We start from the raw sequence: 25,353 nt of genomic DNA on the forward strand, positions 1-25,353 counted from the left end.
CCATGATCCACAAAAATTGGGCTGAATTGATCAAACCACAGCAGCTTGACGTGAAGCCGGGCAATGACCCAGCGCGTCAGGCGACCGTAATGGCCGAACCGCTTGAGCGCGGCTTTGGTCTGACGATGGGCAACGCGCTGCGCCGCGTGCTGATGTCGTCGTTGCAGGGTGCTGCAATCACATCCGTACAAATTGACAATGTTTTGCACGAATTCTCATCGGTTGCCGGTGTACGTGAAGACGTCACAGACATCATTCTGAACCTTAAGGGTGTCAGCATCCGTATGGAAGTCGAAGGGCCAAAGCGTCTGTCGATTTCTGCGAAGGGTCCAGGCGTTGTGACGGCGGGCGACATTTCCGAGAGCGCGGGCATCGAGATCCTGAACCGTGATCATGTGATCTGTCACCTCGACGATGGTGCCGATGTTTACATGGAACTGACGGTAAACACCGGTAAGGGCTATGTCTCTGCCGAGAAGAACAAGCCGGAAGACGCGCCTATCGGATTGATCCCGATCGATGCGATCTATTCACCGGTCAAGAAAGTCAGCTACGACGTGCAGCCAACCCGTGAAGGTCAGGTTCTGGACTATGACAAGCTGACCATGAAGGTTGAAACCGACGGGTCCATCACGCCAGACGATGCCGTGGCATTTGCTGCACGTATCCTGCAGGACCAGCTTGGTATCTTTGTGAACTTCGACGAGCCTGAATCAGCATCCCGTGCGGATGAAGACGACGGTCTGGAGTTCAACCCGCTGCTGCTCAAGAAGGTAGACGAGCTGGAGCTGTCCGTCCGTTCCGCGAATTGCCTGAAGAACGACAACATTGTCTACATCGGCGATCTGATCCAGAAGACCGAAGCAGAGATGCTGCGTACGCCAAACTTTGGCCGCAAGTCCTTGAACGAGATCAAGGAAGTGCTGTCGGGCATGGGTCTGCACCTTGGCATGGACGTCGAGGACTGGCCACCGGACAACATCGAAGATCTGGCGAAGAAGTTCGAAGACAACTTTTAAGCCAACGTGAGGCGGGGTGACCCCCGCCTTACACCACGACCGGGCGCGAGCGCCCCAAGGAGAGCCCAAGACACGCATCGCGGGCCAGACAAAGTAAAACCGCCCGTAGAGGGCACATCTAGGAGACTACAACATGCGTCACGCACGTGGATACCGCCGCCTGAATCGTACACATGAGCACCGCAAGGCGCTCTGGTCGAACATGGCAGGCTCGCTCATCGAACATGAGCAAATCAAAACAACCTTGCCGAAAGCCAAAGAACTACGCCCTGTGATCGAGAAGATGATCACACTTGCCAAGCGCGGCGACCTGCATGCACGCCGTCAAGCTGCAAGCAAGCTCAAGCAGGACAAATATGTCGCTAAACTGTTTGATATTCTTGGCCCCCGCTACAAAGATCGTCAGGGCGGATACGTTCGCGTTCTGAAAGCCGGTTTCCGGTATGGCGACATGGCACCGATGGCAATCATTGAATTCGTGGACCGCGACCGCGATGCCAAGGGTGCAGGCGACAAGGCACGTCTGGCTGAGGTTGAAGCCGCAGAAGATTAAGAATTATCGCGTGAAGCGAGTGAAAAGCCCTGCCGTTTGGCGGGGCTTTTTGTTTTTGGCGGTGCGCTACGGTATATATGGCCAAAAAGAGAAAGAGTTGCGCATTTGGTTCGTGCTGCCCATATCATAGCCTATGAAATTTCTTGTTCTTATTTTGGTGTGTTTGGGTCTGCCCTTGAGCGCACAGAACGTGCCCCAATCGCAGGCACAGATGCAGCTGAGCTTTGTGCCTTTGGTCAAGCAAGCGGCACCGGCGGTTGTAAATATTTACGCCAAGATCATGGCGGCGCCCGCACGCACGCCTTTGCAAAGCGACCCTTTTTTTGAGCGGTTCTTTCGCGATCCATTTTCTGAAAAGCCACGCGTGCAGAACTCGCTGGGGTCCGGGGTGATTCTGTCCGACGACGGGATAGTTGTGTCCAATTATCACGTGGTCGGGATGGCGACGGAAATTCGCGTGGTGTTGAATGACCGCCGGGAATTTTCGGCGCGGGTGCTTTTAGGCGATGCAGAAGCTGATCTGGCGATCCTGCAGATCGAAGGTGCAGAGGCGTTGCCGTTCCTAAACCTGCGCGACAGCGATACGGTTGAGGTTGGCGAATTGGCGTTGGCCATCGGGAATCCCTTTGGCGTGGGCCAGACCGTAAGCAGCGGTATCGTGAGTGGCCTTGCACGGTCGCGTTCAGGTGGGGGTAACAGCGGTCTGGGATATTTCATTCAGACAGATGCGCCGATTAACCCCGGCAACTCGGGCGGTGCGCTGGTTGATATGGCGGGGCGTCTGATGGGGATCAATACCTCGATCCTGACGCGGTCCGGGGGATCGAACGGAATTGGCTTTGCTATTCCGTCCGATCTTGTCGCAGCCTTTGTAGATCAGGCGCGTGCCGGTGAAACAGAGTTCGGCCGGCCCTGGGCCGGGATCAGCGGGCAACCGGTGGACGCTGACATGGTGGCATCGCTGGGGCTTAGTCGGCCGGGTGGGATTATTGTTTCCGGACTGCATGAGGCGAGCCCCTTTCGCGACGCCGGCCTGGATGTGGGTGATGTGGTCACCCATGTCGGCGGCCAAGCGGTGAACACACCTGCCGAGATGATCTACCGAATGAGTGTGGAAGGGCTGGGCCAAGCAGCAGAGGTCGCGTTCTTGCGCGGAGGAGAAGCGCGCGAGGTCGAAGTCATGATGATGGCGGCACCAGAAGTGCCCCCGCGGGATGAAACCGTCTTAGCGCGGCGGGCATTGCTGCCCGGTCTGCGGTTGGCGCGGGTCAATCCGGCAGTGCTTGCGGAATTAAACCTGCCGTTGGAGACCGAAGGGGTCGCGGTGCTGGAAGCAGGTCGTTTCGGAAACAGGGTCGGCTTGCGTGACGGCGATATACTTTTGGCGATCAACGGGGTCGAGGTTTCCCATCCGCAGGATGTGGCCACTTTGCTGGGCGGTGAGGTGCGGCGCATTGAAATGGTTGTACAACGGGGCACGCAACGCACGCTTTTGCGATTCAGGGTCTAGCGGGTGGCAGATTTGTTCAACAGTGGGGCAGAGGCGAAGGACAATGGTCATCGCCCTCTTGCGGACCGTTTGCGGCCCCAGCGACTGAGTGATGTGATCGGACAGCAAAAGGTGCTGGGGCCACAGGCACCGCTGACTGTGATGCTGTCTTCGGGCAGCCTTTCGTCGCTCATCTTTTGGGGTCCGCCGGGTGTGGGCAAGACGACCATCGCGCGGTTGCTGGCGGATGAAACGGACCTTCATTTCGTGCAGATCAGCGCAATTTTTTCGGGCGTACCAGAGCTGCGCAAGGTTTTTGAAGCGGCCAAGATCAGGCGGCAGAACGGGCAGGGGACGCTTCTGTTCGTCGATGAAATACATCGCTTTAACAAGGCGCAACAGGACGGGTTCCTGCCGCATATGGAGGATGGGACGATCCTGCTTGTGGGGGCGACCACAGAGAATCCGAGTTTCGAATTGAATGCCGCTGTGATGAGCCGTGCGCAGGTATTGGTGCTGGAACGTTTGACGCTGGTGGAACTGGAATTGCTGGCGCAACGCGCAGAACAGGAACTGGAGCGCACTTTGTCCCTGGACGGATCGGCCCGCGAGGCGCTTCTTGAGATGGCCGATGGGGACGGGCGTGCGTTGCTTAACCTGATCGAACAGGTCGCGGCGTGGAAGGTGGAAGACCCGCTGGACAAGGCGGCGCTTGCTGGTCGCCTGATGCGACGCGCGGCGCAATACGACAAGGGCGGCGATGCGCATTACAACCTAATCTCTGCGCTGCATAAATCGGTGCGGGGGTCGGACCCCGATGCGGCGCTTTATTGGTTCGCACGGATGCTGGAGGGTGGCGAAGACCCGCGTTATCTGGCGCGGCGGATCACGCGCATGGCGGTGGAAGATATCGGGTTGGCTGATCCACAGGCGCAGGCGGTTTGCCTGCAATCATGGGAAACCTTCGAACGCTTGGGCAGCCCCGAAGGTGAGCTTGCACTGGCCCAGGCTGTGACCTATCTGTCTTTGGCCCCCAAATCGAACGCGGGTTATGTCGCGTACAAAGGAGCGCGGCGAGCGGCGAAAAGCACTGGGTCGGAGCCGCCGCCGAAACATATTCTGAATGCGCCGACGAAGATGATGAAGGAACAGGGCTATGGGTCGGGCTATGCCTATGACCATGATGCCGAAGATGGGTTTTCTGGGCAGAATTATTTCCCTGAAACGATGGAACGTCCGGTGTTGTATGAACCTGTTGAAAGGGGGTTCGAGCGCGATCTGAAGAAGCGGCTCGACTACTTCAGCAAGCTGCGGGCCAAACGGGATAGCGGCTCTTGATGCGCCTTTGCTTGACAAAGGCGGCACAAAGCGGGACAGACCGCGCATGTTTTCAACGTTGTTTCTTGTCGCTCTTGGTGGTGCCATCGGGGCTTGCCTGCGGTTTTTGTCCGGGGCCGCGATGCTGCGGCTGACCGGGCCTGCCGACTTTCCGTTGGCGATTTTGAGCGTTAACGTGGCGGGTTCTTTCGCGATGGGGATCTTTGTGGCCCTTGCGGCGCAAAAGGGGATGACCCACTGGAATCCCTTTGTCATGACCGGGGTCCTGGGCGGGTTCACGACATTCTCGGCCTTCTCGCTGGAAAGCGTTAATTTGATGGAGCGCGGCGATTATGCGGCTGCCGCCCTTTATGTCAGTCTGTCCGTCGGATTGTCGATCGCCGCTTTGATGTTGGGCCTTTGGTTGGCCCGTGGAGTATTTCTATGAGCCGCGTTCAGACGCTAACGGTTGCAGCAGGTGATGGGGATCAACGGCTTGACCGCTGGTTCAAACGGATGTTTCCGCTGATTTCCCAAGGCAAGATCGAAAAGATGTGCCGCAAGGGCGAAATCCGTGTGAACGGTGGACGTGTCAAAGGATCGACGCGGCTGGAAGAGGGGCAGGAGGTGCGCATACCGCCGCTGCCCGATCAGGAGGCACCGCCGCCGCCCAAACGCACGCGGATCACCGATGCGGATGCCAAGATGATCCGTTCTTGTGTGATTTACCGCGATGACGAGGTGATCGCGCTGAACAAGCCGCCCGGTCTGGCTGTGCAAGGTGGATCGGGGCAAAGCGATCGGCATGTGGATGCATTGTCCGAAGCCTTGATGTTCGATCTGGAAGAAAAGCCGCGGTTGGTGCACAGGTTGGACCGCGATACCTCGGGTGTCTTGCTGCTCGCTCGCACGCGGGCCGCTGCCAAATCGCTGACCGCGGCAATGCGGCATCGGCAGACCCGCAAGATCTATTGGGCCATCGTTGCAGGGGTGCCGACCCCCTATTTGGGTGAAATCCGCTTTGGTCTGGTCAAGGCCGGGGGGCATGGCAAGAGCGGCGAGGGCGAAAAGATGGTCGCCGTGCATCCACGCGATATGGACGATACGCTAGGTGCCAGACGGGCGCATACGCTTTACGCCACACTGTACCGTGTGGGGTCTCGGGCATCGTGGGTTGCGCTTGAGCCGGTCACGGGACGGACGCATCAACTGCGTGCGCATATGGCCGAGATCGGGCATCCAATTGTCGGTGATGGTAAATATGGTGGTTCTGGTCAGGAAAACCTTGGCGATGGATGGGGCGCGCAACTGGGCGGCGTAATCTCTAAGAAGTTGCATCTGCATGCGCGTTTGATGCGTTTTGAGCATCCCGTGACGCGCAAGCTGATCACGGTCACGGCGGAACTGCCCGAACACATGGCGCTCAGCTGGGATACCTTTGGCTGGACCGAAGACCTAGCCGCGGATGATCCGTTTGAGTCGCTGCAATGACCGCAGATTTGCGACTGGTGATATTTGACGTGGACGGCACATTGGTCGACAGTCAGGCGACGATCCTGTCGGCAATGGCCGCGGCATTCGGGGCTGTGGATCGTCCTTTGCCAACGCGCCAGCACGTTCTGGGGACGGTCGGCCTGTCGCTGCACAAGATATTTCCGATCCTCGTGCCTGATGGATCGCCCGCCGATCATGACCGCATGGTTGAGGCCTATAAAAACGCATATATGACGGACCGTGCAACCTCTGGCGTGGTTCAGACGGCACCATTCTATCCCGGCGCTTTCGAGACGCTGAAAGCGTTGCATGCTGTGCCGGAGGTCCTGCTTGGCGTGGCTACCGGCAAGTCCAAGCGGGGCTTGGACAAGTTGATCGAAGGTCATGCGTTGGAGGGTTTGTTTGTCACGCAACAGGTGGCGGACTTTCACCCGTCAAAGCCGCATCCGTCCATGATCTTGCAGGCAATGACCGATGCGGGTGTCGATCCGGCACAGACAGTGATGATTGGTGACACCAGTTTTGACATGGAAATGGCGGCCGCCGCAGGTGTGCGCGGTATCGGGGTCAGCTGGGGGTATCACGGTCGCGACAGATTGAAGGCAGCAGACCGGGTCGTTGATACTTTTGACGAATTGAACGAGGTTCTTGGGCAGAGTTGGCGTGGGGCGGCATGAGCAGCGAGTGGAAAGCAAAACGGTTCTGGAAAGAAGCGAAGGCGGAGCAGAGCGACGGAGGCTTTACCGTCAGCCTTGATGGCCGTCCGGTAAAAACGCCCGCAAAGCAGGCTTTGATCCTGCCCACACGCGGGTTCGCCGAAGCCGTGGCGGCGGAATGGGATGCGCAAGAAGATGTGATCAAGCCCCATCTAATGCCAGCGACGAAAACCGCGAACGCAGCACTTGATAAAGTCGCTGTGCAGCACGCAGAAGTGGCTGATATGTTGGCAGATTACGGGGACAGCGACCTGCTTTGCTACCGTGCTGACCAACCAGAAGGATTGATCGCGCGGCAGGCCGAACACTGGGATCCGATGCTCGACTGGGCTGCGAAGACGATCGGGGTGCGGCTTGAGACACGCACAGGCGTCATGCACAACCCGCAAGACGCGGAGGCGTTGCAGATTATGCGTCAACGTACGCATGCGCTGTCGGCCTTTGAACTCGCGGCATTTCATGATCTGGTCAGCCTGACAGGTTCATGGGTCCTAGGCTATGCCGCCAGTCTTAAGGCGCGTCCCGCACCGGAGTTGTGGGCATTGTCTCGCCTCGATGAAAACTGGCAGGCCGAACAATGGGGTCGCGATGACGCTGCCGAGGCCCTAGCCGCGGTCAAAGAGCAGAGCTTTATGCACGCCAGCCGCATGTTCATGCTTTCCCGATAAACAGGCTGGCGGCTGCTGTTTTCATCGGCTGGGTGCTGATTTTTGTAGCAGAAAATCCTGCTTTACCCGGTGCTACCCTTGACCTTTGAGCGGGAATCCGAGCAAACTCAGCCCCACTGAGCGGGCATCCCGCGCTGTATCACTTCCGGCACCTAAATGCTGCCGGTTCAACCGCCCAAAAATATGGCGGATTATCAGGAAGAGGTAAAAATGAACAAATCTGTACTTTTCGGCGCACTTACAGTGGCCGGTCTGGCAGCGGGCGCTGCGGCTGCCGCCACGCTGGACGACGTAAAAGCACGCGGCACGCTGAACTGCGGTGTGACAACCGGCCTCGTCGGCTTTGCGGCACCAGATGCGAATGGCGAATGGAAAGGCTTTGACGTTGCGGTTTGCCGCGCTGTTGCAGCTGCTGTTCTGGGCGACGCGACTGCTGTTGAATTCGTACCAACAACCGGCAAGACGCGCTTTACCGCACTCGCGTCCGGCGAGATCGACATGCTGGCGCGTAACACCACGTGGACCTTCTCCCGCGATGTCGACCTGAAGTTCGATTTTGTTGGCGTGAACTACTACGACGGTCAGGGCTTCATGGTGCCCAAAGCACTGGGTGTTTCCTCTGCCAAGGATCTGGACGGCGCGACTGTCTGCATCCAGACAGGTACAACAACCGAGCTGAACCTCGCGGACTTCTTCCGTGCCAACAACATCAGCTACGAGCCTGTGCCGATCGAAACAAACGCCGAAGGCACACAGCAGTACCTTGCCGGTGCATGTGACACATACACGACAGACGCTTCCGGTTTGGCCGCGACACGTGCCACATTCGAAAACCCAGGCGACCACATGTTGCTGCCGGAAATCGTATCCAAAGAGCCACTTGGCCCGCTGGTACGTCACGGTGACAGCGAATGGGGCGACATTGTCCGTTGGACATTGAACGCATTGATCGCAGCTGAAGAACTGGGTGTCACATCCACAAACGTGGGCGAGATGGCAACATCCACCAACAACCCCGAAGTGGCCCGCTTGCTGGGCACAGAAGGTACACTGGGTGAGATGATCGGCCTAGACGCTGATTGGGCCAAGCGCGCAATCGAGACACAGGGCAACTATGGCGAGATCTTTGCACAGAACATCGGCGAAGAGACACCGATCGGTCTGGCCCGTGGCCTGAACGCTCAGTGGACAGACGGCGGCCTGCTTTACAGCCCACCGTTCCGCTAAACACCACAGCCAAAGGGCGCGGATCATTCCGCGCCCTTTGCGCACATACGACGACGGCCAATACACACACCTGGAACGGGCACCGCAAAGGCGCTGATAAAAATCAACGGCCAGGATCACGGGGATAAATTTGATGTCGACAACAACCGACCCTCAAGGGGGCACGTTCCGGCTATCCATGCTGTTGAACGATTCGCGTTATCGCTCGCTTACGTTGCAAGCCATTGCCGCCATCATGTTGGCAGCTTCCATCGCCTATATGATTTCTAACTTGCTGGCTAACCTGGCCGCGCAGGATCTGAATATCTCGTTTGAATTTCTAGGGTCACCTGCGGGATATGACATCAACCAGACGCTGATTGACTACTCCAGCCAATCCTCGAACCTACGCGCCGCGTTTGTCGGAATCATTAACACCTTACTGGTTGCTGTGCTGGCCTGCATTACCGCGACAATACTTGGAGTTTTTGCCGGAGTATTGCGTCTGTCCAACAACTGGTTGGTGCGCAAATTGATGTCCTTCTACGTCGAGATTTTCCGCAATATTCCGGTTCTCATCTGGATCATCATTATTTTCACAATCGTCACTGCGGTGCTTCCGGGTGCGCGCGCGTATCTGGGCGAAGACCCCGAGCGCAACATGCTCGCCGGTATGTTCGCTTTCACAAACCGGGGCGTCTATGTTCCGGCACCGTTTTTTACGACGGGCTTTGGCGGTGAAGAGGGCAGCGGCCTGAACTGGTTGTTGGTCATCGGCGTGCTGATTGCATCGTTCTTCGCGACCCGTTTCGTGACTGCGGGTGCCGACAAGAAACAGGCCGAAACCGGTATCAGACCGAATACGCTGTATTTAAACCTCGCCATCTGGATCGTGCCGGTTGCCATCGTGCTGTTTATCCTTGGTCTTTCGTGGGATTTGCCTGATCCGCTGGCCAACCGTTTCAATCTGCGCGGCGGCTTGCAGATCGGTGCCCCCCTGATCGCGCTCTGGCTGGCACTATCGGTTTATACGGGTGCCTTCATCGCCGAGAACGTGCGTGCGGGTATTCAAGCGGTGTCCAGAGGCCAGACCGAGGCGGCATCTGCTCTTGGGTTGCGCCCAAACCGCACCATGAGCCTTGTGATTTTGCCGCAGGCGCTGCGGGTCATCATCCCACCGCTCATTTCGCAGTATCTTAACATCACCAAGAATTCCTCGCTGGCGATTGCCGTGGGCTATGCCGATATCACCGCGACGCTGGGCGGGATCACATTGAACCAGACCGGCCGTGCGATCGAATGCGTGCTACTCCTGATGCTGTTCTACCTGACGATCTCGTTGCTGATTTCGGCGTTCATGAACGTCTACAACAATTCCATGAAGCTGAAGGAGCGCTGAAATGTCAGATACACATGCACATTCCGTGGCCTTCGTGCGGATGGAAACCATTCCGCAATCCGCGCCACCGCTTGCAGCGGCAGGGCCGGTCAGATGGGGCAAGGACAACCTGTTCGCGACACCGGCCAATGCACTGCTGACCATTGCCTCCCTTGTGGTGATCTACTTTATCCTTGCGGCAACGGTGCCGTGGATTTTGAACGGCGTTTGGAACGCAGGCAGCCTTTCGGAGTGCCGCGAGATTTTGCAAGGAACCTCGGGGGCCTGTTTTGCGGTCCTGACCGAACGCTGGCCGCAACTTCTGTTTGGTTTTCAGTATCCGTCTGAAGCCTATTGGCGGCCAACGCTGGCCTTTGTGCTGATGCTGGTGGCGCTTGCGCCGGTGCTGTTTTTCGACCTGCCGCGCAAACTGTTGATCATCACGGCACTCTTTCCCTTTGTTGCCTACTGGCTGATCTGGGGTGGCACGATCTGGGCACCGATTCTTGCGCTCGTGGGCTTCATCGTTGGCTATCTTGTCTATGCCAAATTCGTAAACCGCAGCTTTGCCGTCGGGTTCTTCGGCGGGATTGCAGCGGCCTTTGTGGTCTGGGCGCTCTCGGGATATATTGTACCTGCCTTAACGCCCGAGGAAACATTGCTTTCCTCTGTCCCCTCACGCGATTTGGGCGGCTACATGCTGAACATGATGTTGGGCGTGACCTGTGTCTCCTTGTCGGTGCCATTGGGTATCGTATTGGCACTGGGGCGGCAGTCATCGATGCCGCTGATCAAGTGGGTCTGTGTGATCTTCATTGAGTTCATCCGTGGCGTGCCTCTGATCACATTGCTGTTCGTGGCAAGCGTGATGCTCGCCTTCCTGTTCCCGCCAGACCAGACGGTCGACCTGTTCATCCGCGTGGTGATTATGATCACCATGTTCTCCTCGGCCTATATTGCCGAGGTGATCCGGGGCGGTCTGGCCGCTTTGCCCAAAGGGCAATACGAAGCGGCGGATTCGCTGGGCCTGGACTACGCACAGGCGATGCGGTTGATCATCCTGCCACAGGCGTTGAAAATCTCCATTCCGGGCATCGTGAACATCGCGGTGGGTCTGTTCAAAGACACCACCCTGGTGTCGGTCATCTCCATGTTCGACATTCTGGGGATGATCCGGGGTCCGATCCTCGCGTCAACGGACTGGAACGGGCTTTACTGGGAATTGTTCCTCTTTGCCTGCGTCGTCTTCTTCGTCGTCTGCTACTCCATCTCTCAATATTCGCAGTGGCTGGAACGCCGCCTCGCGACCGATCACCGCTAATCGCGTTTTGATAAGAAAGGGCTGAATTCATGGCCGACACTGCACAGATGAAAGTTTCGGATCAGGTCGCGATCTCGATCCAGAATATGAACAAATGGTACGGGGCGTTTCACGTTTTGCGTGATATCGACCTGACGGTCTATCAAGGCGAACGGATCGTGATCTGTGGCCCCTCCGGGTCCGGTAAATCGACGCTGATCCGCTGCATCAACGCGCTGGAAGAGCACCAGAAGGGGTCGATCGAAGTGGACGGTACTTTGCTGTCCTCTGATCTCAAAAACATCGACAAGATTCGCTCGGAAGTGGGCATGTGCTTTCAGCACTTCAACCTTTTCCCGCACCTGAGCATTCTGGAGAACCTTACTCTGGCTCCGATCTGGGTACGTAAAACGCCCAAGAAAGAAGCCGAGGAAGTGGCGATGCACTATCTCGAAAAGGTGAAGATTCCGGATCAGGCGAACAAATACCCCGGTCAGCTGTCTGGTGGGCAGCAGCAGCGTGTGGCGATTGCGCGGTCCTTGTGCATGAAGCCGCGCATCATGCTGTTTGACGAACCGACATCGGCGCTGGATCCCGAGATGATTAAGGAAGTGCTGGATACGATGATCGAGCTTGCCGAGGAAGGCATGACGATGTTGTGTGTGACTCACGAGATGGGCTTTGCACGTCAGGTCGCCAACCGGGTGATCTTTATGGACGAAGGTCAGATCGTGGAGCAGAACGAGCCGGAGGAGTTTTTTAACAACCCGCAGTCACCGCGCACGCAATTGTTCCTAAGCCAGATTTTGGGTCACTGACCTCTGGCCGGGGACGCCCCGACCATCCGCCTTTAGAAATCGCGCGGCACTGTGAAGTGTCGCGCGTTTGCTTTTCCCCATGTGGCGTTCGACCATTCGTCGATGTCGAACTCCGCCACCAGCGTGGCACCTGTGGGGTAGGGCATGAAGTGCGGGTGGTCTGGTGCCTTTGTACAAATGCCCTGCGCCATCATCGCGATGCCCGGATTGTGGCCAATCATCAATACCGTGTCACCTTGGGCCGTTTTCAGTGTATTCAGGATCGTATCCTCACTGGCCAGATACAACGGGCGCAGAAAGCTCACTTCGGTTTGTGTTGGGAGTTCCAGACGTTCAAAGGTCTCTTTCGTCCGTGCGGCGGAACTGCTGAGCATCTGATCAGGCAGCACATCATGGTCGCGCAGCCAGTCTCCCAGGGCGGTGGCGGCCTGTCGTCCACGGGCATTGAGCGGACGGTCGTGATCGCTGCTGGGCCCCTCCGACCAGTCCGATTTCGCGTGGCGCATCAAGATCAGGCGTTTCATGTCAGGCTCCTGTGAATTGGCGCATGTGGTAGGCTGATTGCGCGGGCAAACGGCCATAGGACTGCGACACCGGACAGGCGCGGCGCACGTTGCAGCCGAGCGTCATGTTTTTTTCACCTGCGTCAGTCACCAAAAAGCCTTTGCACTTTGGCACATCGTATCCGGCAGGCGATAGTGCGTCCCCAAGGCAGGCAGTGCGGCACGGTTGGTCCGGGCAACTGTCACAGGGGTTCGGTGCCGTGGCGGGTAAGGTGATGTGTTCCGGCAAGGCCAGCGCGCCCCGGAAAGACACGAAAAGCCCGGCGGTGTCATGCACCAGAAATGCAACGGGCGATCTGTGGATACGCCCGGTACGCAGAGCCCAGGTGTAGAAGGGTTGAAAGGGCGCGCCACCAAAAGGGTAAAGCGCCGTTGCACCTAGCGAAGCCGCCCATCCTCCGATCACGCGCACAGACCAACGGTCCATCGGATCAGGCGTGCCGTCCTGCCATTCGGGACTTTCGGTAAAGGCGGGCCAGAAGCCCGGTTCATCCGGGCCAAGCATTAGCAACGTCTTGCAATCCGACGGCGCGTTATCGTCAGGTGTCGGATGAAACCCGCCAAGAATATTCAGTTGCCGCGCCTTGGCTGCTTGCTCCAGCGCGGCATAGGTCATCCCTGACGAATGATGCTGCCCGCACCATGTTCGGTAAACAGCTCAAGCAGGCAGGCGTTTGGTGCACGGCCATCAAGAATAACAGCGGCACGCACGCCGCCATTCAACGCATCAAGGGCCGTCTGTACTTTGGGTATCATACCGCCAGCGATCGTGCCGTCTGTGATCATGTCGTTGATTTGTTGAGCGGTGAGTTCAGTTAAAACATCACCTTCCGCATTCTTAACGCCCGCCACATCTGTCAGCAGCAACAGGCGGTCCGCCTTGAGCGAAGCGGCAATCGCGCCGGCGGCAGTGTCGCCGTTGATGTTGAAAGTCTCGCCATTTTCGCCCATGCCAAGGGGAGCAATCACGGGGATGATCCCCTTTTCAGCCAAATCGCGCAGGATACGCGGGTTCACCTTCGATGGTTTGCCCACCAAACCCAGCGCCGGGTCTTCGGGTTCGCAGATAATGAGGCCGGAATCCTTGCCAGACAGACCCACGGCACGGCCGCCTTGTTCGGAAATGGCTTGGACAATACGGGCGTTGACCAAGCCGCTCAGCACCATTTCGACCACGTCCATTGTCTCGGCATCGGTTACCCGTTTGCCGTTCACGAACTCCGACTCTATATTGAGCCGCTGGAGCATGTCGTTGATCATTGGCCCGCCGCCATGGACGACAACAGGGTTCACCCCCACCTGCCGCATCAAAGCGATATCTCGTGCGAATTCCTCCATCGCATCATCGCTGCCCATCGCGTGCCCGCCCAATTTGATGACCACGGTGGCATCGGCATAGCGTTGCAAAAAAGGAAGCGCTTGTGACAATGTTTGGGCGGTGGCGATCCAATCGCGGTTCATATCTTGTTTTCTCATGTTTCTCTGCGGCTACTCGAGCGTCGCAATGATTGCACGAAGCGTTGGGATGCCCCAGCCTTTTTCGGAAGAGGTCACGACAATTTCGGGGTAGGCGGCGGGGTGCTTGGACAGTGCCGCGCGCACCTGGTCCAGCACTTTTTCGCGTTCCTTTTCCTTGACCTTGTCTGCTTTGGTCAGCACCGCTTGAAAGGTCACGGCGGAACTATCGAGGAGGGAGAGAATCTCTTCGTCCACCTTTTTAACCCCGTGACGCGCGTCGATCAGGACAAAGGCGCGGCGGAGTGTTTGCCGCCCGCTCAGATATTGCTTGAGCAAACGCTGCCATTTCTCGACCACAGGCACTGGCGCGTTTGCATATCCGTAGCCCGGAAGGTCGACGAGGTAATGGGACTCGCCGGCGGTGAAGAAATTGATTTCCTGCGTTCGACCGGGTGTGTTCGAGGCGCGCGCAAGGGCTTTCATGCCTGTCAGCGCGTTGATAAGGCTTGATTTCCCGACGTTTGAACGACCCGCAAAGCAGACTTCCATCCGGTCAGGCTCCGGCAAGCCGTCCATCGCGACGACCCCTTTGACAAAGGTTGTGTCGCCAGCAAAAAGCAGGCGCCCTTGTTCGGCAATCTGCGGATCAGGCTCTTCGGCAATGGGGAAAGACAGTTGCATCATATCAACTCCAGTTCATCGCCTAGCGATATATCACCACTTTCAATCACTTCAGCGTAAATGCCAAAATCCTGATGGTCGAGCATGTTCAGACTGCTCAGCGTGTCGACATCCCTGATACCGGTTTCAGGATTTGCAGTGGTGGCCAAACAGCGCACGATTCGCTCTTTGATCCGGATCGTGGCTTCTCCGATCCGCAGGTCACGGTCGATCCAATCGAACTCTTCCCAGGCGGCGACACCTTCAAACCAGATGTTCCCACGCCACCGCAGCGGAGACAGCGCGGTTTGGCTCAAAGCTTCCACCGCATGGTGGGAGGCGACGTTGCACAGAGAAACTGACGCATAATTGCTGTCGGTAAAGCCGCGCTCTTCAAGCTCGAAAACGCGGGCGGGCAGGGCCCGGTCCTGGGGAACCAAGGGTGTGACCCAATTGATCAGAGCATCGGCGTCCCGCACAGGATGCAAAGTGATTTCATCACGCTCCGGATGCGTAAGCGTGACACGCTCGGTTGTCTCATCCAGCGTCGCATTGATTGCCATCAGCGAGGGTGCCTTGGCCCCCCGGCTGAAGTTGGCACAGGGGGCCCATGAAGCACCCTCCATTCTAGCGGCCTCATGGGCGACGGCCCAACGGCGATCAAATGGCATCGACTGATCACGCTCAAGCCGCACCCGATCAAGGGCTTCACGCCCGTGACTTTTGATCGGATGTCGGTAGAGAGCGGTAACCTGCATCACTTCTTGCTCTTGCCGGTCGGTGCTTTCGTGTCATTGGCAGCATCGGCCTTGGGTTTGTTGCGCGTAAAGCTGCCTTTGATGTTGCCCATCAGATCCGGTTTGTAGCCTTGGGACCGCATGATCAAATACTGCTGGGTGAAGGTGATCGTGTTGTTCGCGATCCAGTAAACCACAAGGCCCGAAGCGAAGCTGCCCAGCATGAACATGAAAACCCATGGCATCCAGGCAAAGATCATCTGTTGCGTGGGATCGGTGGGTGCCGGGTTCAGCTTTTGCTGCAGCCACATGGAAACACCCAGCAAGAGCGGCAGAATACCGATAAAGATCAGCGCCATGAAGCTGGTGGGTTCGGGAGCCGCCCACGGGGCCAGACCATAAAAGTTAAAGATAGAGGTTGGGTCAGGCGCAGAAAGGTCGTTGAACACGCCGAACCAGGGGGCATGGCGCAGTTCGATCGTGACAAAGATCACCTTGTAGAGCGAGAAGAAGATCGGGATCTGCATGAGGATCGGCAGACAGCCCGCCGCCGGGTTCACCTTGTTCTTCTTGTACAGCTCCATCATGCCTTGTTGCATCTTCTGGCGGTCGTCGCCCGCGTCCTTCTTGAGCTTTTCCATCTCGGGCTGAAGCTCTTTCATCTTCGCCATCGAAACGTAGGATTTGTAGGCGAGCGGGAACAAAACTGCCTTGATGATTAGGGTCAGACCGATGATGGCCCAGCCCATATTGCCGATTAGTTTGTTCAATTCATGCAGCAACCAGAAAATTGGCTTGGTCAGGAAAAAGAACCAGCCCCAGTCGATGCTATCGATGAATTTCGACACACCGTTTGACTCATAATCACGCAGAACGGCCCATTCCTTGGCGCCAGCGAACAACTGGGTGCTGATCTCGCTGGTGGCTCCTGCAGCGATTGTTTGCGTCGGCAGGCGCGTAACGGCGCGGTAGATGTCAGTGCGAGCGTCATAAGTGAGGGCTTGGTCGAATGGTTGACCTGAGCCCGGTATCAAAATCGCCTGCCAGAAGTGATCGGTAAAGCCGATCCAACCTTCGGTGACATTCGCGGTGACGATGGCCTGACGGCCCCAAGCGGGGTTTACCTCGGATTCTGCGATGTCGTCCCAGTCAGTCTCGATCAACTCGCCGTCTGCAATGGCGACGGCCCCTTCATGAAGGATGAAAAAGTTTTCGAGATCATCGGGTTGGCTGTGCTGCACGATCATGCCGTAGGGGGCGAGGGTGACCGGTGTCTCACCATCGTTTGTGACGGTTTGGGTCAGCGAAAACATGTAATTGTCATCAATGCTGATTGTGCGGCCAAAGACCTGACCCGCGCCATTGTCCCACGTGAGGGTAACGGGGCTGTCCAAAGTCAACGTGTCACCGCTGGTCACTGACCATTCGGTTTCGGGGCCGGGCACGGCATCGGCTGCAATCCCGTTGCCAGCGGCCCAGCCTTGCAGCGCGTAATAGGCATCAACTGTTCCCTGGGGAGAGAGCATTGTGACGATCGGGGCATCCGGTTCAACTGTCGTGCGGTAGTCTTTTAGTTTCAGATCGTCGATTCGACCGCCGAGCAGGGAGATTGAGCCGGTAAGGCGAGGCGTTTCAATCGAAACACGCGGGGCTGTTTCCAACGCAGCTGCGGCCGTTTCGGGCGCGTTTGCGATGGTAGCAGGGGCTGCACCTTCTGCCGGAGCGGCGGGAATGGCAGCGCCCTCGGTTGAGGTGGTGGTTTGTACAGTACCTTCAACCGGTGCCTCAGCCTCCGGAGGTGGGAACAGAACGAACCAAGTCAGGATCACCACAAAGCTCAGCGCTGTTGCGAGGATGAGATTTTTGTTCTGTTCGTCCATAGGAGCGCCACCTGAATGTCTGCCGAAAACTAGGGTGGTTCAACAGAGTGCAGCCCTAAAGGTCAAGCGGAATCGGGCCATATGCACCGGTTGGTAGCTGTTGTGATCGGGTGGAAACCAAGACTATGCGCTGGGCGTAACGATCAGCCTTTGATCATCGCCGACTTATCCGGCTGCTAGGTTTGTTGATGCAGAGCGAAATGCGATAAAGGATCAGTGCTTTTTGCCGTCCATAATTTGAGGCACATCCTCTAGCTTGGCGGTGTGCCGATCAATCCAGTCGAGCGTTTTCTCAAACGGCATGGGACGTCCGATGCCAAAGCCCTGCACATGGTCGCAGCCAAGTTGCGCCAGCAGAACATGCTCGCCAACGGTTTCTACCCCTTCGGCAAGCGTTTCGACTTGCAACCGCTCCGCCATGGTCAAAATAGCGCTGATCATACGCTGTTGCTCCGGATCGCGGTCCGCTTTCATCACGAAGGAGCGGTCAATTTTGATGCGGCTGACTGAAAAGCGGCGGATTGAAGCAATAGAGGCTTGACCCGTCCCGAAATCATCCAGATCGACCCGACAGCCCAGCTTGCCCAATGCATTTATGTTCCGCGTGATGACATCGTCTGGTGCGCTGGCGACAACTGTCTCCAGTACTTCGACAGCGAGCCTCTCCGGGGTTAAATCGAACCGATCCAGTTCCCATTGGATTTTTTCGACCAGTTTGGGGTTGTTGAGTTCTGATCCTGCGAAATTTACACCGACCTGCGGCACACTGACGCCGGCCCCGTCCCATGCTTTTAGCGCGGCAAAGGAATGATAGATCATCACTTCGGCAAGCCGCTCAAGCTGGCCTGCCTGTTCGACGGCTGGCAGAAATTCGGAAGGCGAAATCATGCCCCGTTCAGGGTGCGTCCATCTGGCTAGGGCTTCGAAACCTGTGATCTGGCCCGTATCAGTGGAAATTTGCGGCTGGAACCAAGGTTGTATCTGCCCCGATTCCAGCGCCAAAACGACCTCTTCGCGCAGTTCTGCGCGGGCTTTGGTGGCCTGACGCATCTGATCCGAAAATGCACGGATAGACGAAGGTCCCCGGCGTTGCGCTTCGCGCAGTGCAATTGCCGCCGCCTCGATCCAATCGCTTCCGCAAGAGCCTGGCGCGCGAGAGTGCTGGCAAAACCCGATGGATGTCGAAACGTAAACGCAGGTGCCATCAATCGATACGGGCTCTTCAATGGCGGTCTGCAAACGTCCTGCCAACTGGATGCAAAGCTCAAGATCAAGGTGGCGGACCGGGTCGGTACAGATTGCAAAACGCGCATCGCCCATCTGCCCAACATTATCGTCGCCGCGCAGGGTCGCGATCACCCTCTCTCCGGCACGCGCGACGACCGTATCGGCGGCTGTCTGGCCATAGCGTTCAATGATCTGCTCATATTCCTCGATGACGAGAAAAAAGGTCGCGGCCTGCCTGCTGGTGTCAGTGGTGCGGTGATAAATCTGTTCGGTCAGCTCTTCAAAGGCGCTGCGGTTCAGCACTCCGACAACGGCGTCTCGCGGTACCATTAGTTTGGTATGGAAGCTGCCGCTGGCGAGGTAAACGACAGGTAAGAGGGCCGCCAAGACAATCAGGGCACCTTCACCACCGAACCAGAAAACCGAAAGGCAAAGTGCTGGCAAAAAGGCGAGAGCAGGCGGTCCGGTAAGAATGGAAGCCAGTTTGCGCTGGACCTGTCCGACTGCATTTGGCCAAGATTTCACCATCCGAACTCTCCCATATGCAACTTTTCGCTGCGGTTGAGAGGAGTTAGGGCAAAAACGGTGACCTGCCGGTTAACGGGGCCACGCAGGTTTCGCAAAAGTTAGCTAAAATTGGTTATAAATCACGTTTCAACCCAACGAAATCGAACAAAGCCGGGTCAAGCAGATGTGAGGGACGCGCCTGTGTCAGGGCGCGAAAGATGATCTGCCGACGGCCCGGGCTGTTAGCCTCCCATCCATCAAGGATTTGCTTGACTTGTTGGCGTTGCAAACCGTCCTGCGAGCCGCACAAATCACATGGAATGATCGGGTAATCGAGCGCCTTGGCGAATTTATCACAGTCCGCTTCGGCAACGTGCGCCAAAGGGCGGAAGACCAGAAGATCGCCTTCTTCGTTCAGGAGTTTCGGCGGCATCGTGGCCAGTCGACCGCCGTGGAACAGGTTCATGAAAAAGGTCTCAAGAATATCATCGCGGTGGTGACCAAGCACAACCGCAGAGCAACCTTCTTCGCGCGCAATGCGATAGAGGTTGCCGCGCCTGAGACGAGAGCACAGCGCACAGAACGTCCGACCCGCCGGTATTTTATCCATGACAATTGAATAGGTGTCTTGGTACTCGATCCGGTGCGGCACCCCCATCTTCTCAAGGAATTCTGGAAGGACTGTTGCGGGAAAATTGGGCTGACCCTGATCGAGATTGCAGGCCAGCAGATCCACTGGCAAAAGCCCACGCCACTGAAGTTCATGCAACACCGCCAAGAGCGTGTAACTGTCCTTGCCGCCTGACAGACAAACCAGCCAGCGCGGCTTGGGCGCGTCCTGTGGCACCTTCTCGACCATACCATATTGATCAATCGCCTCGCGCGTAAGCCGCACGATGCGTTTACGAAGCTTTTTGAACTCCGTTGTCTGAGGTGCGCCGTAGAAGAGCGGGTGAATATCGTCAGGTTGATCCAGCATGACATCGGCTTAGTTGATGGCATCAGCCCGATCAAGCGGCTGGTGCAAAGGAGACGAGACGCGATGCGACTTTTTGTGATACTGGGGACGTTGCTCGTGCTGCTGACGGCCTGTACCGGCAAACCTGCGATTGACGATGCAAATCTGTCAAACCGCGTGCTGAAAATTGAAGAATTCTTTAACGGGCGTGTGCTGGCGACAGGACAATTTCAGGATACTTTCGGCACGGTACGGCGACGGTTTGATGTCGAGATCAACGGCACCTGGGATGGCAAAGTGCTCACGCTTATCGAAGATTTTGACTACGCCGACGGGACAAAGGAGCAACGCATCTGGCGGATGAGCAAGACCGGGCCAAACACTTGGACGGGCACGGCAGACGGCGTTCTGGGCGAGGCGAGTGGACAAGCATCAGGGGATGCGTTCAATTGGGTATACCGCATCGACCTGCCGGTGCCCGACGGCACTTTGCGGGTGGCGTTTGACGATTGGCTTTGGTTGGTCAGTGACACACGGGTCTACAATCGGGCCTACGTCAAGAAATACGGCGTTGATATCGGCGAAGTGCACATCACGTTCGACAAGGTACGTTAGACAATCTTTAGTGGCCTGCTGAGTTCAACGTCACTACCCAGGCACGTTATCTATGCCGCTTCCACCCCATGGGTGGCACCGGCTAATGCGACGTGCTGCCATCCAACCGCCCTTGATGCCACCGTGTTTGGCCAAAGCTTCAAGCGCATATGCGCTGCAAGTAGGATGATAGCGGCAGTTGTATCCCACCCATGGACTGAAGATAAGGCGGTAACCTTTAACCGGAAGAGACAAAAGGCGGGCGAGGGGCGTCATCGGCTTTTGCCATGCAAAACTGACAGAGCGGCAGTGAAATCAGCCTGAAGTTGGGCGAACGGGAGATCAGCAGTCGCGCCCTTGCGGCCGATCAGAACATAATCGTGCCCGGGCAGCCCCAGTTGGGGAAGCGCCAGACGGGCAATTTCGCGCAGGCGACGCTTGGCGCGGTTGCGTGCCACCGCATTGCCTACCTTTTTTGAGCAGGTGAAACCGGTGCGGATCACGTCTGGCGCAACAGGCTCATCAGCGCGGCGTTTGCGCATTTGCAAGACAAACCCCGGTTTCGCTGCATGCGGTGCGCGGGTTGCCCGCTGGAAATCTGCGCGCTGGGTCAGCATGTGCAAACGTGACAAAACCGCCGGAGGGATGTCTGCGGCACTGGCAAGGTTGCCATCCACGGGATCCTCCGGCGGTTTCAAGGTCTTGGTCATCTGGCGCGGTTTACGCGCTCAGTTTGCTCCGGCCCTGGGCGCGGCGTGCATTAATGATCTTGCGGCCAGCTTTCGTGGCCATACGCGCACGGAAACCGTGGCGGCGCTTGCGAACGAGGTTCGAAGGTTGAAAGGTGCGTTTCATCGCGTCCTGCTCCATCTAGATAAGTCGCTGGCCTGCGGAATCGGGCAAGGCAGCTGTAATTCAAGCCCGTCCTCTACTGGGGTACAGACGGCAAGTCAAACCCTGAGCGACGGAAAAGGCGGGGTCTGCAACAATTTCTGTGCTTATTGAGGTCCAATTGTTTCAATCCGCAGTGCGGGACCGCGAAAAAGCATGGTTTGTGACCGCTTGTGTCAAGCGACCGTGATCGCCCTATCATGTTAGGCAGGCCTGGGCCATCTAAGGATTAGACCCAACCGAAAGGAAGCCACAGATGGCGCAGATGACGGACGCAGATAAGGCAAGCAGCGGGACTAGGCGGTATCTGCCCCTGATTGCGATTGCAGTTGTGGCAATCATCGGTGCGGTCACGCTGCGTGACTATCTGAGTTTCGATATGCTACGCGAGAATCGCGAGGCTTTGCTTGCGTTTCGGGATAGCAATTTCGTGCTGACGGTTCTGGTTTTTCTGGCCGTCTATATATGTATCGTCGGTTTCTCGCTGCCGGGCGCGTTGATCGCGACCCTGACAGGCGGCTTTTTGTTTGGCACAGCACTTGGCACGTTCATCAACATCACTGCTGCGACTTCAGGGGCGGTTCTTATCTTTCTTGCAGCACGCATGGGGTTGGGCAACCGGCTGAAGGAAAGGATGGAGGCTTCGGAAGGGCTCGTTTCCAAGATCAAGAAAGGCATCGACGAAAACCAATGGTCAATGCTGTTTTTCATCCGGTTGGTGCCGGCTGTGCCGTTCTTCGTCGCCAATCTGATTCCTGCGTTTGTCGGCGTGCCGCTCTACCGCTTTGTGATCTCTACGTTTTTGGGGATCATTCCCGGTAGCCTCGTTTATACCTCTGTCGGCGCGGGCTTGGGCGAAGTCTTTGCCAAAGGGCAAAGCCCGAACCTTGGCATCATCTTTGAGCCCCATATCCTGCTGCCGATCCTTGGACTATGCGCCCTGTCGGTACTGCCGGTGATCATAAAAGTCGTGACAGGCAAAAAGGAGTTGGTCAAATGAAGCGGATCAAAACGGATATACTGATCATCGGTGCCGGTTCCGGGGGGCTCTCGGTCGCTGCCGGGGCTGCGCAGATGGGTGCAGATGTGGTGCTGCTGGAAGGGCACAAGATGGGCGGCGATTGCCTGAATTACGGGTGTGTGCCGTCAAAGGCGCTGATTGCCACCGGCAAGGCATCCTATGCCCAACGCCATGCGTCCCAATATGGTGTCGCCAATGGAGCAGGCGAGGTAGATTACGCTGCCGCCAAGGATCATGTGGCCGATGTGATCGCCCAAATCGCGCCGGTCGACAGCCAGGAACGGTTTGAAGGGTTTGGCATCAATGTGATCCGCGAGTTCGGGCGCTTTATCTCATCAGATGAGGTGCAGGCGGGGGACACGATAATCAAGGCGCGGCGCATTGTGATCGCGACTGGATCGTCGCCGCTGGTGCCCCCGATACCGGGGCTGGAAGAAGTGCCCTATGAGACAAATGAGACTCTGTTCGATCTGCGGGAAAAACCTGATCACCTTCTTATTATTGGCGGCGGCCCCATTGGTATGGAGATGGCGCAGGCGCATATTCGTATGGGTTGCAAGGTCACGGTGATCGAGGGCAGCGCAGCGCTGGGCAAGGATGATCCTGAATTGGCTGCTGTGGTGTTGGACAGCCTGCGCGACGAAGGCGTGATCATCGAAGAGAATGCAACAGCCGCATCGGTACGCGGAGCTGCGGGTGCGATAGAAGTCGAGGCCGAGGATGGCCGCGTTTTCAAAGGCTCGCATTTGTTGATGGCAGTCGGGCGCAAGGCGAATACCGACCGGCTCGATCTGGAAAAGGCCGGGGTGGAGCCGGAAAAGAACGGGATCAAAGTGGACGATAGCCTGCGCACCACCAACCGTAAGATTTATGCCATCGGTGATGTGGCGGGTGGCCTGCAGTTTACCCAAGTGGCGGGCTACCATGCGGGTGTGATTATCCGGTCAATGCTGTTTGGCCTGCCGTCCAAGGCCAAAACGAGCCATATTCCTTGGGCTACCTATACGGAACCGGAGCTTGCGCAGGTCGGCCTGACCGAAGCGCAGGCGCAAAGCAAGCACGGTTCAGCGCTGGAAGTTGTGCGGTTCCATTACGATCACAACGACCGTGCGATCGCCGAGCGGAAAACCAAAGGCTTTATTAAGGTCATGGTCGCCAAGGGTCGGCCCGTGGGGGCGTCGATTGTCGGATATCAGGCGGGAGAACTGATCAACCTCTGGGCGCTCGCGCTGGCCAATCGCATGAAAATGAGCCAGATTGCAGCCATGGTTGCTCCCTATCCGACAATTGGCGAGATTAACAAACGCGCGGCAGGTGCCTATTTCAGCCCACGGCTGTTCGAAAGCGCACTGGTCAAACGGGTTGTTGGCTTTGTTCAGCGGTTTCTGCCGTGACGCGAGGGGCATTCGCCAAAGGCGGCATCCCCTCCGCCGTCCTGCGAAAGTAGGGGCACGATGCTCAATTCTCTGTCCGGGCGGCTGATTGTTCTGACGACAGTCTTTGTCATGATCGCCGAGATCATGATCTTTGTTCCCTCCATCGCGCGGTTCCGCGAGGATTATATGCTGAACCGGTTGGAGCGCGCCCAGATCGCTTCGCTGGCGCTGCTCGCCGATGATATGCTTGACCCTGATCTTGAGATGGAATTACTGAAGAATGCCGAAGTCTTCAATGTGGTGCTGCGTCGGGACGAAGTGCGGCAGCTGATGTTGTCCTCCGAAATGCCGCAGGCAATATCGGACACTTATGATTTGCGCGATGCAACGGCGCTGACATTGATCGGCGATGCTTTGACGCGGATGCTGAACCCTGAAAACGAGGTCATCCGCGTGATCGGTGCCCCGGTCCGTGACGCTGGTTTGTTAATCGAGATTACGATGGAAACGGCCCCCTTGCGCGCCGCGATGATAGACTATGGTCTGCGTATTTTGATCCTCTCTGCCGTGATTTCTGCCTTTACGGCTACTCTGCTGTTCCTTGCGATGCGTGCTTTGCTTCTGAAGCCGATCAAGCGCGTGGTTTCGCATATGCAGCGCTATGCCCAAGCACCCGAAGATGGACGGCGGATCATCGAGCCGTCAGCGGGCGTGACTGAACTGCGAGAGGCCGAACTTGCCCTGCAACGGTTGCAAACCGATCTGACACAGGCGCTGAAGCAGAAAGAACGATTGGCGCAGCTGGGGTCGGCTGTCAGCAAGATCAGCCATGATCTGCGCAACATCATGACATCGGCGCAACTTTTCACCGACCGGATCGAGATGTCGGAGGATCCTATCGTCAAGCGCATGGCGCCCAAGCTGGTGGGGTCGATCACCCGTGCGGTGCATCTGTGTGAAAGCACGCTGGCCTTTGGCAAAGCGGAAGAACCCGGCCCGACCCTGACCATCGTCTCGCTGTCCGAACTGATCGAGGATGCGATTGAGGGAGAGCGGTTGGCCAGTCGGGAGCATCCGATCAGCTATACGTATTGCGTGCCGGACGGCATGACGGTGCGGGGGGATCCTGAACAGTTATATCGTGTACTCTCCAATCTGGTGCGCAACGCGCGTCAGGCTCTGATGGCTACAGATCAGGGCGGCACGATCCGGCTGGACGCGCAGGATGGCGATGACGCATGGATAATCGAGGTGTCGGACACCGGCCCGGGGTTGCCCATCAAAGCTCAGACGCATTTGTTCACGCCATTCCAGGGCGGCGCGCGCAAAGGGGGATCAGGCCTGGGTCTGGCCATTGCAGCTGAACTGGTGAAAGGCCACGGCGGCCAGCTCGAACTCGGCAAGACGGACGAGAATGGAACAACTTTCCGGATCACTTTGCCCAAAGGCGACGGGACCGTTTAAGTCTTTTTTTGCATTCGCTGTTTTTCGATCAAACTTGGGCTTGCAAACCGATGAGCGCC

The 25,353-nt window shown here is 57.2% G+C and carries 27 protein-coding genes; 16 read left to right on the forward strand and 11 right to left on the reverse strand.

The window, feature by feature from the left end:
• Positions 1-2: 2 nt before the first annotated feature.
• The 12 genes from Z945_RS0102430 to Z945_RS0102485 all read left to right on the forward strand — a co-directional run bounded on the left by Z945_RS0102430 (position 3) and on the right by Z945_RS0102485 (position 11,958).
• Positions 3-1,019 carry a DNA-directed RNA polymerase subunit alpha gene (locus tag Z945_RS0102430; RefSeq protein ID WP_025050528.1) on the forward strand — a complete coding sequence of 339 codons (1,017 nt, stop codon included), beginning with the start codon at positions 3-5 and terminating at the stop codon, positions 1,017-1,019.
• Between the two features lie 133 nt (positions 1,020-1,152).
• Positions 1,153-1,572, forward strand: a complete 420-nt coding sequence (gene rplQ / locus Z945_RS0102435; protein ID WP_025050529.1) for a 50S ribosomal protein L17 — start codon at positions 1,153-1,155, stop codon at positions 1,570-1,572.
• Positions 1,573-1,705: 133 nt separating this feature from the next.
• A complete protein-coding gene (locus Z945_RS0102440) occupies positions 1,706-3,082 on the forward strand; it encodes a trypsin-like peptidase domain-containing protein (RefSeq protein WP_025050530.1) in 1,377 nt (458 codons plus the stop codon).
• A gap of 3 nt (positions 3,083-3,085) precedes the next feature.
• Positions 3,086-4,399: a replication-associated recombination protein A gene (locus Z945_RS0102445; protein WP_025050531.1), complete on the forward strand. Its 1,314-nt coding sequence runs from the start codon at positions 3,086-3,088 to the stop codon at positions 4,397-4,399.
• Positions 4,400-4,445: 46 nt separating this feature from the next.
• Positions 4,446-4,826, forward strand: a complete 381-nt coding sequence (crcB, locus tag Z945_RS0102450; RefSeq protein WP_025050532.1) for a fluoride efflux transporter CrcB — start codon at positions 4,446-4,448, stop codon at positions 4,824-4,826.
• Positions 4,823-5,869 carry an RluA family pseudouridine synthase gene (locus tag Z945_RS0102455; protein WP_025050533.1) on the forward strand — a complete coding sequence of 349 codons (1,047 nt, stop codon included), beginning with the start codon at positions 4,823-4,825 and terminating at the stop codon, positions 5,867-5,869. Before crcB ends, Z945_RS0102455 begins: the two co-directional genes overlap by 4 nt.
• Positions 5,866-6,549, forward strand: coding sequence for an HAD-IA family hydrolase (locus tag Z945_RS0102460; protein WP_025050534.1), 684 nt, complete (start codon positions 5,866-5,868; stop codon positions 6,547-6,549). The genes Z945_RS0102455 and Z945_RS0102460 overlap by 4 nt, the downstream gene beginning before the upstream one ends.
• The gene (locus Z945_RS0102465) at positions 6,546-7,256 is read left to right on the forward strand and encodes an ATP12 family chaperone protein (RefSeq protein ID WP_025050535.1); all 711 of its coding nucleotides are present in this window, start codon (positions 6,546-6,548) and stop codon (positions 7,254-7,256) included. Before Z945_RS0102460 ends, Z945_RS0102465 begins: the two co-directional genes overlap by 4 nt.
• Positions 7,257-7,466: 210 nt before the next feature.
• Complete coding sequence (locus Z945_RS0102470; protein WP_025050536.1) at positions 7,467-8,483, forward strand: amino acid ABC transporter substrate-binding protein; 1,017 nt, start codon at positions 7,467-7,469, stop codon at positions 8,481-8,483.
• Positions 8,484-8,616: 133 nt separating this feature from the next.
• The gene (locus Z945_RS0102475; RefSeq protein WP_025050537.1) at positions 8,617-9,861 is read left to right on the forward strand and encodes an amino acid ABC transporter permease; all 1,245 of its coding nucleotides are present in this window, start codon (positions 8,617-8,619) and stop codon (positions 9,859-9,861) included.
• Between the two features lies 1 nt (position 9,862).
• On the forward strand, positions 9,863-11,161 hold the full coding sequence (locus Z945_RS0102480) for an amino acid ABC transporter permease (RefSeq protein ID WP_025050538.1): 1,299 nt from the start codon (positions 9,863-9,865) through the stop codon (positions 11,159-11,161).
• Positions 11,162-11,190: 29 nt separating this feature from the next.
• On the forward strand, positions 11,191-11,958 hold the full coding sequence (locus Z945_RS0102485) for an amino acid ABC transporter ATP-binding protein (protein ID WP_025050539.1): 768 nt from the start codon (positions 11,191-11,193) through the stop codon (positions 11,956-11,958).
• A gap of 32 nt (positions 11,959-11,990) precedes the next feature.
• Here the strand turns inward: Z945_RS0102485 and Z945_RS0102490 are convergent, their stop codons facing one another.
• The 8 genes from Z945_RS0102490 to ttcA form a co-directional block, all read right to left on the reverse strand.
• The gene (locus Z945_RS0102490) at positions 11,991-12,482 is read right to left on the reverse strand and encodes a SixA phosphatase family protein (RefSeq protein ID WP_025050540.1); all 492 of its coding nucleotides are present in this window, start codon (positions 12,480-12,482) and stop codon (positions 11,991-11,993) included.
• Between the two features lies 1 nt (position 12,483).
• Positions 12,484-13,137, reverse strand: a complete 654-nt coding sequence (locus Z945_RS0102495) for a hypothetical protein (RefSeq protein ID WP_025050541.1) — start codon at positions 13,135-13,137, stop codon at positions 12,484-12,486.
• Entirely contained in the window at positions 13,134-13,997 is an 864-nt protein-coding gene (gene argB, locus Z945_RS0102500) for an acetylglutamate kinase (RefSeq protein WP_174412322.1), read from the reverse strand. Before argB ends, Z945_RS0102495 begins: the two co-directional genes overlap by 4 nt.
• A gap of 12 nt (positions 13,998-14,009) precedes the next feature.
• Positions 14,010-14,660 (reverse strand): ribosome biogenesis GTP-binding protein YihA/YsxC, encoded by a 651-nt coding sequence (gene yihA / locus Z945_RS0102505; protein ID WP_025050543.1) that lies wholly within the window; start codon positions 14,658-14,660, stop codon positions 14,010-14,012.
• Complete coding sequence (locus Z945_RS0102510) at positions 14,660-15,397, reverse strand: MOSC domain-containing protein (RefSeq protein WP_025050544.1); 738 nt, start codon at positions 15,395-15,397, stop codon at positions 14,660-14,662. Before Z945_RS0102510 ends, yihA begins: the two co-directional genes overlap by 1 nt.
• Positions 15,397-17,256 carry a membrane protein insertase YidC gene (gene yidC / locus Z945_RS0102515; protein WP_025050545.1) on the reverse strand — a complete coding sequence of 620 codons (1,860 nt, stop codon included), beginning with the start codon at positions 17,254-17,256 and terminating at the stop codon, positions 15,397-15,399. The genes Z945_RS0102510 and yidC overlap by 1 nt, the downstream gene beginning before the upstream one ends.
• A 213-nt stretch (positions 17,257-17,469) precedes the next feature.
• Positions 17,470-19,011 carry a putative bifunctional diguanylate cyclase/phosphodiesterase gene (locus tag Z945_RS0102520; RefSeq protein ID WP_025050546.1) on the reverse strand — a complete coding sequence of 514 codons (1,542 nt, stop codon included), beginning with the start codon at positions 19,009-19,011 and terminating at the stop codon, positions 17,470-17,472.
• A gap of 112 nt (positions 19,012-19,123) precedes the next feature.
• Positions 19,124-19,969, reverse strand: coding sequence for a tRNA 2-thiocytidine(32) synthetase TtcA (ttcA, locus tag Z945_RS0102525; protein WP_025050547.1), 846 nt, complete (start codon positions 19,967-19,969; stop codon positions 19,124-19,126).
• A gap of 63 nt (positions 19,970-20,032) precedes the next feature.
• Between ttcA and Z945_RS0102530 the strand changes: the two genes are divergently transcribed.
• The gene (locus Z945_RS0102530; protein WP_025050548.1) at positions 20,033-20,563 is read left to right on the forward strand and encodes a DUF3833 domain-containing protein; all 531 of its coding nucleotides are present in this window, start codon (positions 20,033-20,035) and stop codon (positions 20,561-20,563) included.
• A gap of 33 nt (positions 20,564-20,596) precedes the next feature.
• On the opposite strand, the gene yidD is transcribed toward Z945_RS0102530, so the two are convergent.
• The 3 genes from yidD to rpmH are packed head-to-tail and all read right to left on the reverse strand — an operon-like array spanning position 20,597 to position 21,397.
• Positions 20,597-20,818, reverse strand: coding sequence for a membrane protein insertion efficiency factor YidD (gene yidD / locus Z945_RS20200; RefSeq protein ID WP_081780917.1), 222 nt, complete (start codon positions 20,816-20,818; stop codon positions 20,597-20,599).
• Positions 20,815-21,252, reverse strand: coding sequence for a ribonuclease P protein component (gene rnpA / locus Z945_RS0102535; protein ID WP_081780918.1), 438 nt, complete (start codon positions 21,250-21,252; stop codon positions 20,815-20,817). Before rnpA ends, yidD begins: the two co-directional genes overlap by 4 nt.
• 10 nt (positions 21,253-21,262) lie before the next feature.
• Positions 21,263-21,397 carry a 50S ribosomal protein L34 gene (gene rpmH / locus Z945_RS0102540; protein ID WP_025045894.1) on the reverse strand — a complete coding sequence of 45 codons (135 nt, stop codon included), beginning with the start codon at positions 21,395-21,397 and terminating at the stop codon, positions 21,263-21,265.
• A 292-nt stretch (positions 21,398-21,689) separates the two neighbouring features.
• Here rpmH and Z945_RS0102545 point away from each other — a divergent pair, with 292 nt between their 5' ends.
• Genes Z945_RS0102545 through Z945_RS0102555 form a run of 3 tightly spaced genes read left to right on the forward strand, consistent with a single transcriptional unit; the run spans position 21,690 to position 25,294 of the window.
• Positions 21,690-22,433 carry a TVP38/TMEM64 family protein gene (locus Z945_RS0102545; protein ID WP_037970382.1) on the forward strand — a complete coding sequence of 248 codons (744 nt, stop codon included), beginning with the start codon at positions 21,690-21,692 and terminating at the stop codon, positions 22,431-22,433.
• Positions 22,430-23,848 (forward strand): dihydrolipoyl dehydrogenase family protein, encoded by a 1,419-nt coding sequence (locus Z945_RS0102550; protein WP_025050551.1) that lies wholly within the window; start codon positions 22,430-22,432, stop codon positions 23,846-23,848. The genes Z945_RS0102545 and Z945_RS0102550 overlap by 4 nt, the downstream gene beginning before the upstream one ends.
• A gap of 60 nt (positions 23,849-23,908) precedes the next feature.
• Positions 23,909-25,294, forward strand: coding sequence for a sensor histidine kinase (locus Z945_RS0102555; RefSeq protein ID WP_025050552.1), 1,386 nt, complete (start codon positions 23,909-23,911; stop codon positions 25,292-25,294).
• The last annotated feature ends 59 nt before the right edge of the window (positions 25,295-25,353 follow it).

Origin of the sequence: Sulfitobacter noctilucae (assembly GCF_000622365.1) — a bacterium.
Taxonomy (GTDB): domain Bacteria; phylum Pseudomonadota; class Alphaproteobacteria; order Rhodobacterales; family Rhodobacteraceae; genus Sulfitobacter; species Sulfitobacter noctilucae.